The organism is Paenibacillus arenilitoris, assembly GCF_014705655.1.
In the GTDB taxonomy this organism is placed as follows: domain Bacteria; phylum Bacillota; class Bacilli; order Paenibacillales; family Paenibacillaceae; genus Pristimantibacillus; species Pristimantibacillus arenilitoris.
In genome coordinates this window covers 403,449-416,443 of record NZ_JACXIY010000001.1, presented here as the reverse complement: position 1 = coordinate 416,443, position 12,995 = coordinate 403,449, and the positions used below count along the sequence as shown (strand labels likewise).

At 61.4% G+C, this 12,995-nt stretch carries 6 protein-coding genes; all 6 read right to left on the bottom strand.

Going from position 1 to position 12,995, the window contains the following annotated elements; translation table 11 throughout:
* Window positions 1-92: 92 nt before the first annotated feature.
* The 6 genes from IDH41_RS01405 to IDH41_RS01380 all read right to left on the bottom strand — a co-directional run bounded on the left by IDH41_RS01405 (window position 93) and on the right by IDH41_RS01380 (window position 12,961).
* The gene (locus IDH41_RS01405; RefSeq protein ID WP_190857579.1) at window positions 93-4,094 is read right to left on the bottom strand and encodes a DUF5722 domain-containing protein; all 4,002 of its coding nucleotides are present in this window, start codon (window positions 4,092-4,094) and stop codon (window positions 93-95) included.
* Window positions 4,095-4,116: 22 nt separating this feature from the next.
* Window positions 4,117-4,992: a carbohydrate ABC transporter permease gene (locus IDH41_RS01400; protein ID WP_223829347.1), complete on the bottom strand. Its 876-nt coding sequence runs from the start codon at window positions 4,990-4,992 to the stop codon at window positions 4,117-4,119.
* Between the two features lie 14 nt (window positions 4,993-5,006).
* A complete protein-coding gene (locus IDH41_RS01395) occupies window positions 5,007-6,929 on the bottom strand; it encodes an ABC transporter permease subunit (protein WP_190857577.1) in 1,923 nt (640 codons plus the stop codon).
* A 69-nt stretch (window positions 6,930-6,998) separates the two neighbouring features.
* Complete coding sequence (locus IDH41_RS01390; protein ID WP_190857575.1) at window positions 6,999-8,660, bottom strand: ABC transporter substrate-binding protein; 1,662 nt, start codon at window positions 8,658-8,660, stop codon at window positions 6,999-7,001.
* A gap of 124 nt (window positions 8,661-8,784) precedes the next feature.
* Window positions 8,785-11,175: an alpha-L-rhamnosidase-related protein gene (locus IDH41_RS01385; RefSeq protein ID WP_190857573.1), complete on the bottom strand. Its 2,391-nt coding sequence runs from the start codon at window positions 11,173-11,175 to the stop codon at window positions 8,785-8,787.
* Between the two features lie 91 nt (window positions 11,176-11,266).
* Window positions 11,267-12,961, bottom strand: a complete 1,695-nt coding sequence (locus tag IDH41_RS01380; RefSeq protein ID WP_190857570.1) for a hypothetical protein — start codon at window positions 12,959-12,961, stop codon at window positions 11,267-11,269.
* Window positions 12,962-12,995: the final 34 nt, after the last annotated feature.

Genomic DNA, 12,995 nt, shown 5'->3' with positions numbered 1-12,995 from the left:
GGCGTGATAGGGCAATCGACGATGCAGGGGGGACGAAACGACTAAAAAAACAGTCGACCCGCTCCGGATCGACTGTTTTTATTCGGCATATCCTATTTCTCGTACCCGATATAATCGTATTGAATCTCCGGATTCCACGCGAGGCTGTTGCCGACCGCGCGGAAGCCGATTTCGATCGACGCGACCGAGCTTCGGCCCTGCCAATCCGCGATATCCGCTTCGATCCGGTTCCACCTGTCCGGGCTCATCGCGGCCGTTACCGTTCTCGACGTTCCGTCGCTTCCCGTCAGAATAAGGCGCGTTTCGTACGTGGCGTTCGGCACGCCGCCGTACGAGTTAATATGGTAGAAGAACGTCTTCGCATCCGACAGATCAAGCGGCGTCGACGGCGAAGTCTTCACCGATTTCCAGGCGGTCGCCTCCGCAATGGCCGATCTGGCGTTGAGCGCGTAGCTGCCGAGCGCCGGCTTCGCCGGGCCGTTCGGGAACGTCTCTACCGTGCGCAGCGTCTCGATGTTGGCTGCCCCGCTCCAGCCGAGCAGATTGTTCTCGAAATTGTACAGCAGCTTCTCACCCTCCGGAACGTTCTGCTCGCCGTTGTCTTTCACCGAGGCGATCGTCTTCCGGATGACGGTGTTGCGGTAATCGAACGTCAGCTCGACGCCGCCGCCGCCCGCGGGCGGGACATATTCGCCGACGGTCAGCAGGAACGTTCGGGACTGGCCCGTCTTGATCAGGTTCACGCGCAGCTCCTTCGAAGTCAGCGTCAACGCTTCCGAAGACACCTTGATGACCCCCGTCAAGTCTTTCTCGTCGTAGTTGGTCACCGTCACCTCGATTTGCGATCCGGACTGCAGCGGATCGGCGGTCAGCCTCGGCGCGACGTCGAGATTGACGACGCCGCCTTGCGTCGCTCCGCCCCTCGAGAACGATACTTCGTCGATCAAGAACGAGCCGCTCCAATTATCCGTCGTCGGCGAGCTCATCCACACCTTCACCCGGTCAATGGAAGAAAGTCCGGACCAGCCCTTCAAATCGACGGCCGCGTACGTCCATTCGCCAGGCTCGTGCAGCGCGACGATGCCTTCGGCGCTTTTCGCCCCGGAGTACGCCTTGATCTTCGCGTAATACGGCCGGTCGGCCGCGAAATCCCCCTTTACTTTCAGCGCCAGGTTAAGGATCGGCGTCCGGCGCGCGTCGACCGGTTCGGCAAGCTTCAAGTCCGCTCCGCGCCACATTTTCGCCAAAGCGCTGAAGCCGACTTGCAGCGATCCTTCGCCGCCGTATGCCTCCTGCTTATGAAGAGCGACGCCGCTGCTGTTGTCCGCAAGCGTCCACCCGTCCGTCCCGCCTTCGAAATTCGAGACGGGGATGACGCCGATCGCTTTCTTCGGCAGGCTGACCGGCACCGGCGCGGGCGCTTTGCGGTCGGCAAGCTTCGCCGGATCGAAGCCCGGGATCGCCTCCTCCCAAGAATCGATGCCGATGATCTCCTTGGCGAAGGCGGTCGCTTCAAGCGATTTCGCCGTATCGATATCCCGGAACACGCCGTAGGCTGCCTTCTTCTTGTCCGGCGTCGCCGTCTCGCCCGGCAGATTCGACCAGAGGCCCAGATTCAGCCCGCCTTCGAACGCGTGGTCGACGTGGCGGTGCAGAATGAACGAATCGACGCCGTCCAGAAACTTGACGATGTAATACGCATACGCGTAGGCCGCCGCTTGGATTTGCTGCGACGCCGGCGAATTGTCCAGGCTGTGAAAGCCTTGCTCGGACAAGATGATCCGCCGCATCTCCCCGTCTACCAGCATGTCCGGCTGGCGCAAATAATCGACGAGGACGGATAGGTTTTTGAACGTGATCCGCTTCGTATGGAAGTCGAACTCGGCCGTCTCGTCCTCCCAGAACTTCGGATCGAACAGGTTTTCCGGATACGGATGGAACGCCATGTTCCACGGAATGTCCCCGCCGGCCTTCAAGTGAGCCGTGAGCAGGTCGACGATGTTCTTATTGTCGTACTTCCAGAGCGAGTCGGAAGGCAAATTCTCGTCCCAGAAGTGATCGAGCGAAATATAGACGCGGCCGTGCTCGTAGTTGCTGCGCACGATCGTATCGGTCAGGCGCAGCGTGCGCGCGTAATCCTCGACGTACTCGTGGATAAGCTTCGGCCCCATGTTGTTCCATACTTTATTCTGGCCGACCTCGTTGCCGACGATGAAATTGACCGCGCGGCCGTACGCTTCGTCGCTTCGCGTATAACGCTCCGCGATGAAATTCGTGATCGCGCCGTAGTAGCCCACTCCCTCGGCCGTCTTCGTATTGACGGCGTACACCGTGCCGCCCGGCTCGGAATCCGGATGGATCAAGACGCTGTTCGGCGTCGACGGATCGAGATTGCGGTACATGATGAGGATGAGCGAGACGATCATGTCGTTGTCGGACAGGCTTTTGATCTGGCGATCGAGCGATTCGACCGTATTTTTCTTAAAATAATACGTCCGCCCCTCGAACTCGTACGGGATCGTGCCCGCCGGATCGGAATTCGTCAAATACAGCATCTGATCGTACGCGACGTTCAGCGCGGCGTGGCTGATCCCGAGCTCCTCCGCGTCGTCCGTATACTGCACCTGCAGCCCTTTCTTGCTCTTCGCTTCGGGGAACGGATACCGGTTCGCGGCAAGCGCGTCCGCGTTGACGATGTACCGCGGCGCGTCCACCCACAGCCGCTCGCCGCCCGATTCAAGCGCGACCGCGAATTTCGAATAGAGCCGGCTCCGCTCGCCGTCGCCGAGCCCGAACGAGAAGGCGAAGCTCTCCTGCACGGGAAGCGTGCCAATCGCCTTCCATTCCGAGTCGTCGCCCTGCGGGTCCGCGTAGGTCGGCAGCTCGTAGAGCTTCAGCACGCCGCCCGCATGGGCTTCGGCCGCGGAAGCGCCGACCGTTCCGCTTACCCCGGCGCTTCCCGCGCCATCGACGAGCGGCGATGCCATGCTGCCGACGTATTCGGGAGGCAGCTGGGGCAAGATTTTGAATTCGGCTTCGTCCACTTCGATCAACCCGCTTTCGCCTTCGTTTAACGCCGGCTCGATCCGGAACTGCCGCAGCGTGCCGCCCCAGCTCGCCTTATCGGACAAATTCATGTCGACGACGCTCATGCCTGCGTTCGGCTCGATCTCGAACGTCTTCGACTTCTCCTCGTCCCATTCCGGATCCTCGGCCGTCGTCCATTGCAGCTTCAAGCGCGAGGCGGGCGTTCCGTTGCTCATCGTGACCGATACCGCATTGCGCTCGCCGATCGGAAGCGCGAACGCGCCCGAGGTAAGCGCGTCGCCCGTACCCGCGACCTGCCACCGCAGCTTCCCGCCGCCGGCCTCGACCGAGCCTGACGCAGCGGAGAAGCCTTCGGCGTCCCCGTCCTTCGAGAACCGGAGATCGAGAACGTTCGTCGCGGCGATCAAGTCGATCTGGAACCGTCCGTCCCAGTAGTCGTAGCCCGGAGCTCCCGGGGCTACTCCTTCGAGATCGAAGTTCTGCATAAACGCGATTTCCATCTTCGTGACGCCGCTCCGCCCCGCCCATTGCGACAGGTCGAGGAACACGGTGCTCCACGAATCCGGATGGATGCGCGCGAGCGATTCCTTCACGCCGTCCGCGCCGTGCAAGCGGACCCGGAGCATATAATCGACGGGCTGCCAGCCCCAGCTATTGGCCGCGAAGGCCAAATACCGATAATCCGACAAGTCCAGCGGCTCCGCGAAATCGCGGTAAATCGTCCGCCACGCATGCACCTTGACGTTCTCGGGCTGCTGCTCGAGCGCTCCCGCCCCTTCGTATACGCTGTTCGGGCCGTTGAGCAGGCTCGTCACGTACGAGACGCTCTTCGTGTTCTCGCCGTTCGACCACGTCGCGACGTCGGCCGCGCTGTTGAAATCGTTGATGATTCTAGCCGGATAGACGGCCGTTCCGCTTGCTGCGTCGGGCGACGGGGACAAGCCCGGGTCGTAGGGGCCGGCCGCGGCCGCGGCGGCCAGGAGAAGCTGACAGACGAGAACGGCCGCCGTCAGCGCGGCCGTCCATTTGAACCGTATCGTTTTCAATCGCGAGTCCTCCTTCGAAAGGTTACATTTTCAAAGCGCCTTGCGTCATGCCTTGGATGTAATACTTCATGCCGAACGCGAAGATGAGGATGAGCGGGATGGAAGAAAGGCCGTAAGCCGCGAACTGGACGCCCAAATTTTTGATGCCGAATTGATTCTCGAACACCGTAAGGCCGACGCCGATCACTTGGAGATCGCTGTCTCGGATCGTAAGGAGCGGCCAAATATAATCGTTGTAAATGCCGACCGACTGCATAATGAACAATGTCGCGAGGATCGGAATCGAAAGCGGAACGACGATGCGCGCGAAAATCGTCAGCTCGCTCGCCCCGTCGATCCGCGCCGCTTCGAACAGCTCGGTCGGCACGCCGGCCATGAAGCTCCGGCAGAGGAACGTGCCGAAGATTTGCCCGCCCGCCGCATGGGCGATAATGATGACCCACGGCGTATTGGTCAGCCCGAGGCCGTTATACAGCACGTAGGACGGAATGAGCGTAAGCACGCCCGGGATCATCATCATCGCGAGCATCATCATGAACAGCGTTTCCTTGCCGGGAAAAACCTTCTTGGCGAATACGTAGCCCGAGACGGCCGACAAGGCGCAGACGAGTCCGCTGCCCGCCACCGCGTACAGCACCGTATTGACCATATAGCGCCAGATCGCCCCGAACGCCTCGCCGTAATTGCCCCATTGAGGGGGAGACGGCATCGACCAGAAATTGCCCAAAATTTGCGCGTTGCTCTTCAGGGAGCTGAATACCATGAAGAAGATCGGCACCAGCGTCAGGAATACAAGCAGCGTCAGAACGATATTGATGATGGCTTGCGGCACGACGCGGACGGAAGACCGCTTCTTCCGGGCCGGCGCCGCCGGTTTCGTTACTGGTACGGTTTGCAAACGGTCCGCCTCCTTCAGTCGTGCGTCGTTTTAAGGAATTTCATATTGATGACGGTAATGATCAGAATGATCAGGAACATCGCCACGCCCAGCGCGGAAGCGTACCCGAGGTCGTTGAAGATGGTCGCCGCGTAGTACATTTGGAGCGCCGGCACGTATGTCGAATCCATCGGTCCGCCGCCCGTCACGATCAGGATGCCGCCGAAGTCTTGAATAATGCCGATCAGCGACAGGATGATCAGCAGCTTGAACTGGCCCGCCAGCAGCGGCAGATGGATCGAGCGGATAATGCGCCACAGGCCCGCTCCGTCGATTCTCGCCGATTCGATCAACTCGTCCGGAATGGCCAGCAGGCCCGAGTAGAAGACGAGCAGCTGCAGGATGCCGATAAACGGAAAGCCGATGAAAATAATGGCCCAAAGCGCCGTATCCGGATCGCCGAGCCAGGCGTGGCCGGGCAGGCCGGCGAAGGCCAGCAGCTTGTTGAACAGTCCTACGTTCGGGTCGTACAGGTTTTGCCAGATCAACAGTCCGGCGACCGCCGGGATGACCATCGATGCGACGAACGCCGTCCGGTACCAGTACTGCGTTTTTTTGCTTCTCAGATGGTAGATGAGCTCCGCGACGATCAGCGGCGGAATGAGCGTTTTGGCAAGTCCGGTCACGATCAGCAAGCCGAGGTTGCCGATTCCCTTCGTCACGTACGGATCGCTCAGCATCCGCTCGAAATTGGCAAGCCCGACGAACGTCGTCCTGCCGCCCGGATTCCAATCGTAGAGCGAGTGGAACAGCCCCGACGAGGCAGGGTAATACAGGAAAACGAAGACGAGGGCGAACGTCGGCAGCAACGCCAGATAGATGTACTTCGCTCGCCATACGTCCCGTAAGACGCCGAGCTTCCGCCTTCTCTTCATCCATAAGAGCCCGAGGATGAGCAGCGCCAGCGCCAGGGCGGCGGCTATGGTCCACGCGACGGTCCTCACGACGGCGCCGCTCTCCGCGCTCGCGATCGCTTCGGATACGTCGTAGGCGTGCAGCGTCCCGCTGCCGGTGCCCGCGTACAGCGCCGTGGCGTCCTTGTTGAACGCGACCGCCCGGCCGGCGCCGTCGACCTCCGTCGTCCAGAGAAGCTTGCCTTCCCTGGCGAATACGTAAATGCCGCCGAGGTAATCGGATACGGCGACGTACGACCCGTCCCCCGAGACGTCCACGTCGGTGACGGCGTCCTTCACCGGGTAGCTGCCGGCTTCCCGGCCATCCGCGTCGAACAGGACGACCTCGTTCTTCGAGGTGCCGACCGCGACGGAGCCGTCTTCCGCGGCCGCGACCGCTTCCACCGTCCCGGTGACGCCCATCTTCCGAACGATACCCCCGTCTGCGTCGATCAAATAAACATATTGATCCGTCGCGCCCGCAGCGGTAAAGCTGCCGCTCGGCGCGACCCGAATCCGCTTCGGCGCGATGCCGATATCCGTTTCGCGTATCGTCTCGCCCGTCTCCGCATCGATGAACGCGACGTTCGTGGACCCTTGGACGATATAGGCCGCGACCGAGCCGTCATGCGAGGCGGACACGCCCTTCACCTGCCGCTTGACGTTAAGGTCCCACTGCAGCCTGCCTTGTTCGTCCGCCTTGTACAAATGGCGGTCGTCGGAGGCGGCCAGCAGCGACCCGTCCGACAGCATGGCGACGCCGGTGACGACGTTCCCGGCTTCAAGCGCGAACTGCAATTGTCCTTCGGCCGTGAAGGAATAGGCTTTGGCGCCGTAGCTGCCGACCGCGATTCGCGACCCGTCCTCGGAAACGGATAAGGAGGTAATATTGTCCGGTTCGTCCAGCGTCCATTGCGCGTTACCTAAAGCCGTTTCCATAGGCAAGAAGCCGGTGCATATGAACGCACACATCATAAAAACCGCGATCCTGCTGCGTAACGACATCTCCGCTCCCCCTTCGATTGTGCGAATAGATCCCGTGCGGGCGGCCCCGCACGGGCTTGCCGCCGCTCGTCAGCTGCGTTCGGGCGGCCTGCGCTCCGGATTGTCCAGATCGGACAGCTCCAGCTTCTTCTCCTTCAAGGAAGGCTCCAAATATTTGTCGACGACCGCTTGGTATTCCTTCAAATATTGCTCCGTCGTAATCTGATCGCCGAAGTAGCGCTGCACGAGACCGACCCAGTCCTGCACGGACGGCTGATAATCCCATACGCCCCGGGCAAGCGAATTCGCCGCGCTCGGGAAGCCTTCGGTATTGCCGATCGGGTCGAAGTTCGCGAACGCGCCGGCCATTTCGGCCGGGAGCTCGATGTCCTTCAGCGCCGGTGCGCCGGACAACGCCGCGTCGGTGCTGTTCTGGATGGCGGTAAGGTACACTTTGTAGCCTTCGGGGCTCGTGACGTACATCATGAAGTCCATGTCGAGCTCCGTCTGCTTCGCGTCCTTCGCCACGAAGCTGTAGAAGCCGATCGGAATGTGGATCGTCCGCGCGGGCGCCATCACTTCCGGCCCTTCCATCGACGGCATGTTGAAGAACCCGTATTCGAACGGCTTGATGCCGCCCGTCGCGCCCGTTTTCGTTTCATCGGCAAAATCCTTCGGCAGCTGCCAATAGGAGCCCGGCGTTCCCATCATCGTGGCGGCTTTGCCCGTCAGGAACAGGCTGTACGCCTGCTCGTCGTTGACGCCGAAAAATCCGTCCGGCGTATATTGGAACAGCTTTTTCAAATTTTCCATGAATGCCGACCATTTCGGGTTGCCGTCCACCTTGTACGGGCCTTCTTTATCCTTAATCGCCTTGTACACCCGAAGATCGTTCTTGGTCACTTGGCTGTTGGAGTCGTTGTACGCATTGTTCAAATCGTACGTCCACGCGTCGTCCACTTCCGGCAAGTACGTGTAATCCTCCTGCTGCGAGCGGATGACGTTGATGGAATCCCTCATGTACTGGTCCGCGTAGATGCGCACGAGCCATCCGGCCTGGCCGCTCCACATCGAGTTGGAGTTGCCGGCGAGCGCGAGCGGCGTGTAGCCGGCGGCTTCGATTTTGTCGAACGCCGCGATCAGCTCGTTGAACGTCTTCGGCGCCTCGTTCACGCCGACCTTCGCGAAAATTTCCTTGTTGTACACCCATACGATCTGCACCGATTCGAAATTGAGCATGTACAGGTGATCGTCGGCGCCGACGCCGGACAAGTTAATGCCCATCGCGTCGAGATCGAGGGAGTCCTTCCACTTCTTCCAGGTGTACGGGTTATCCTTCTCGAAGAACGGGTACATATCGACGAAGCTCTTATTCTCGTGAAGCGCCAGCACTTCGTTCGAGACGACGAGATCGACGTCCGGCGTGCCCGCCGCGAATTGGGCCGTCAGCCATTCCTTGTAGCCTTCCAGCGGCTTATGATCGACGACGACCTTCACCTTCGGGCGCTTCGCCATGTAGCTCTCCCCGATCGCGTTCCAGACGGAGGCCGAACCGTTCGGCAATGAGATCCGGATCGTTCCTTCCAGCTCCGCCTCGGCCGGATCCGGCTCCTCGCCCTTCTGCTCTTCGGCCGGAGGCTCCGACGGCTCGCCGGCCGGAGGCGCGTCGTTGCCCGAATTCGTACATGCGGCGATCAAGGAAGCCATTAACAGCAAGGCAAGCAATAAGGGCAGTACTCTCTTATTTTTCATGCGTTGACCTCTCCTTCTTTTCATAGGCTGCCACACCTTCAAAAAAGCGTTAAAGCGCATACATTTCGGAACATGGCCTCTGTCGCCTCACCTCCCGTTCGGACGGACGGCCCGCTTCGGACGGCTATATGATCGCCGGCGATGGCTTGCTGTAGCCGCTTACCGTGTCGGCCGTCACGATGCCCCGCACCGTCCGTTTTCCTTCCGACTCGCCCTCGACGATCTGAGTCAGGAACGAGGACGTCCACCTTAGTCCCTGCGGCAGCTCCGCCTCATAGGCGACCGCGCCGCCATCCTGCCGTTCCCATCGCGCGCGTATCGTTCCGTACGGCGTCGGCACCTCGCCCTCCGCCCATGCCAGCCTGCCGGAGGCGTACGGATTCAGCTCGACGGCACCGCTGCCGATCCGGCTTGCATCGACCCCGAGCAGGCGCTGCGTGAGCAGATAGGTCGGGGCGGCCCCCCACCCGTGACAGAAGCTCACCGGGATATAATCGACCAAATAGGTCGGCGTATTGCCTTGGTAAGGACTCGGCACCGTGCATCGAGGCGTCGACGGGTCGAACGTTTCCCACCAGGTCGTGGCGCCGCGCGCCAGCATCTCCCCCCAATAAGCCCGCATCGCGTCCAGCGCCTGCTCCGCATATCCGTACCGGTACAGCGTCTCCAGCACGATATGGTAGAAGAACGCCCCTTTGATCGGCGGACAGCGGTCCTGAAAATACGATTCCGCAAGAAAGCGCTCCGCCTCCTCGTCCGTCATGACGCCGGTCCAAATCGCCGTAAAATTCGTCTGCGCCGTTACGCTGTCCGACAGCCCGCCGTCCGTCTTGCAGTCGACGAACGCGCCGAGCTCCGGCAGCCAGAGCTGCGTCCGGATCGCTTCGCGAAGCCGCCCGGCCTTCGCCGCGCACCGCATCCCGAACGGTTCGTCGCCGGCGGCGGCGGACATAGCCGCAACGGTACGAAGCAGCTTGTAGTAGAAGCAGGAGACGGCCGTCACCCGGTCCCGCTTATCCAAATAATCAGCCCAGTCGATAAAGCACCACCAGCCGTTCCGGTCGGCGCCGGCGAACAACCCGTCCTCGTCCTCCTGCGCCTCGAACCAGTCCGTCAGCCGCCTGATGACCGGCCATGCCTCGCGCAGGAACGGCTCGTCGTTCGTATAGCTCCAGTAATCGCGGACGCCGAACAGCCAGTGCGCGCAAAAGTCCGGGAGCATGAAGTCGTTGCGTTCCGGGCCGGTGCCCGGGATCGAGCCGTCCGCGTTCTGAATTCTGGCCCCTTGCAGCAGGCATTTGCGAAGCAGCCTGGCGTCGCCGAACGTCTGGTAAATGACCTTGCCCATGACGATGGCGTCCACGACCCAAAGCGCTCCTTCGCGCAGAGGGCAATCCTCCAGATGCTCCTGGCTGTTCACGACCGTCGTATAACGGCCGGTATCCCAAATCCGTTCGAGGAGCGGATCCTCGCAGCGGAACGTCCCGCTCGCCGGGAACGGATAATGCACCGAGCGGACGCCAAGCCGCTCCACGGTAACCGGGGCAGGCGCCGCCTGCGCCGTCAGCTTCAGGAAGCGGAACGCCCGCCTGCCGAAGGGCGATAGCCGGTTGCGCCCCTTCTTAAGGAAGAACGTGTCGTACAGCGCCAGCTCCAGCGACTCGCCGTAATGAAGCTGCAGCACGCCGCCCTCCGGCGCCACGACCTCGAGCTCGGTATACCCGACCCTCTCCTTGGCGAAATCGTACGTTACGGCCGGAATCGATCCGGGCACCGCCGCGTCAAGCACCGTAGCACCCTCCTTCGGTTCTCCGCCCCCGCCTGCAAGCGCTTCCGGAAATAAAATCCGGCCCAGCATCGGTTCGGCGCCGACCACCGCCGCGGGCGTTATCCACTCTTCCCGAAGTCTGGGAATTTCCCTCGGAAGGAGGCGCGGCCACGGACCGGCGGGATCGCATGCGGCAGCCGCGACCAAGGCGCCCGGCCAATCCGAGTCGTCATAGTCCGCTAACTCCCAGCCGTCCTCCTGCTCGGCAAAGTACAATTCCCGAAAGCCGTTCCACTGATGCTGGCGGCTGACCTGCCTCACCCAGCGTTCGGACCTGCGGGCCTTCCAGCTCCGGTCCGTAGCTTCCGCGATCCGGGACGTCCCGTCCTCCGCCACCGTCTCGAGCTCGGCGATGAAACCGCCCGGCCCTTGCATCTGCTGCGTGACGATCTCCTGGCCGCCGAAGTTGAAAGCGAGGATGGCGATCGCATTCCGACCCGGGCGAAGCGCCGCGGACACGTCGTAGGAATCGTAATACTGCCAATCGTTATCGCCCGGGGACGGACCTCTGCCGAGCTCCGTCCCGTTGACGTACAGCTTGTAATGCTGGTTCGCGGATACGTGCAGCAGCGCGGCTTGCCGCTTCGCGTCATCGAGCTCGAAGGCTTTCCTTGCTTCAACGTAAATATTATGATCGGGCTCCCCGTGCTCCGCCCAAATCCACGACGCTTGCCACTGTCGTTCCAAGCCTTTCCCCCCTCGGTCGCATCAAAGCACCTGCATATTACGTATACGTTTAAATATAATTATATACTTTATATGATAATTTTCAACCTTTTTATTCCTTTGCCTCGTAAATAAAATAAAGCCTGCCTTCCGGCGCGGTGTCGCCGCTCGCGTAAAAGTCCATCGGATCCCCGTCCATGGCCGCGTTGTCCGCCCATTTAAAGCCCAGCCGGAGAGGGCCGTCCGCCAGTCCGAGCAGCTTGCGCGGCACGCGCAGCTGCAGCTCGCCGCCTTCCGCCCGGTACGGAACGTCGGCCACCGCTTCCCAGCTCCAGCCGCCAAGGCTTCGTTCGAGCACCGTCGCGTTCTCCCCTCTCACCGTCCGGTTCACGACGTATTGGTACCCGTCCCAATGCTCGCCGGTCCCGCTTCCTTCCGACTCCCGCGTCCGGATGAACAGCATCATCCAGCCCGGAACGTCGCTCGGCGTAAGCGGCCTTGCCGTGCGCGCGTAGAAGTATACGTAGTCCGCGTCCCGCGCGACCTTCATCGCGATCAGATCGTTTCGTCCCGAATCGTTCGTATAGCTCAGCCGGCCGTAGCCCGCATGATCCCGATGCGCCGTATCTCCGGCGAAATCGCGGTATTCCGGCGAGACGGCGTCCCACTTCCGGAAGGGACCCGCAAGGTCGATCGTCGTCTGCCCGCTTGGCCGCGGCTGCGGAGGAAGCCCCTTGAAGCGGCGGATCCAGGCGATCAGCTGCAAGTAATAGCTGTCTCCGTAACCTCCCTTCATCATCTCGATGTCGCGGCTGAACTCCAGCGTCGCCTGATCGACGAACCGGACCGGGCGGTCTGCGGCCGCGCCGGGGAGGCGCATCGCGATCCACTCGTTCCAGCCCGTCACGAACACGATCTTCGGGTCCTCCCGCAGCGCGAATGCCCATTGCTCCTCGATGTTGAAGCCCCGCAAGGACGCATCCGGCCCGGCATCCGGCTCGCCGGCGTGAAAGCTTCTGCCCCAGTTGTCCCCGTAGCCATAGAAGGGAGAGTCGCTCATCGCGATGCTCGGGTGCTGCGCCACCGACACGCTCACGATCTCCTTCTCGCCCCGTTCGTTGCGATAAACCCGCTGCGGCCGGCAAAATTCGATCCACGGGAATCCGTTCGTCTTCGCGTCCTCGAACGGCCATTGGCTTCTCCGGAACGTGAAGAACGCCCGATGCTCTTCGGCGCATTCGTCCGGATCGCCGATGATGAGCGGCTTGCCGTCCCATTCGAACCACAGCTCCCGGTACCGGCCCTCTCTATAGAGATCGTCGTAGATGCGCCCGACCGTCTCGCCGGATTTCGTGTTCGTGTAGAACGCGACGCGCGGCACGTCCCAGCCCTGCGCGCGGTATTCCTCCAATACGGCAAGCAGCGCTTCGTAAACCGTTCTATAGGTCGCGGCATTCGTCGTGTCGAACACGAGAAAATCGACGCCTGCGCTCGTCAGCAGCTGCACGTGCTTCCTGAGCACCCACGCATCGTCGCTTAAGTAATAGCCGTACAGCGGCTCCCCCCAGAAATGAAAGCTTTGCTCCGGACCCCAGAGCGGATGATCGGGATCGCGAACCGCTTCGGGCGCTTCCCGCAAAATTCGCGTATTGTCGAAGGGCCCTTCCGTCCCATGCTGCCCGAGCCACAGGAAATAAAACAAGCCGACATGCCGGTCCTGCCGGCCTGCCCGCGGCGTAATGCCGCCGGCCTCCGGCAGTCTTCTTCCGAACGCGTCGGTCGCCGCCGTGCAATTCTCGTGATTCATGAAACTCTCCCCTTTCCGTCAAAGTATTAAGTAT

Coding starts and splice junctions, on each gene's coding strand:
- IDH41_RS01380 (WP_190857570.1), bottom strand. CDS start 12,961: ATGAATCACGAGAATTGCACGGCGGCGACCGACGCGTTCGGAAGAAGA.
- IDH41_RS01395 (WP_190857577.1), bottom strand. CDS start 6,929: ATGTCGTTACGCAGCAGGATCGCGGTTTTTATGATGTGTGCGTTCATA.
- IDH41_RS01390 (WP_190857575.1), bottom strand. CDS start 8,660: ATGAAAAATAAGAGAGTACTGCCCTTATTGCTTGCCTTGCTGTTAATG.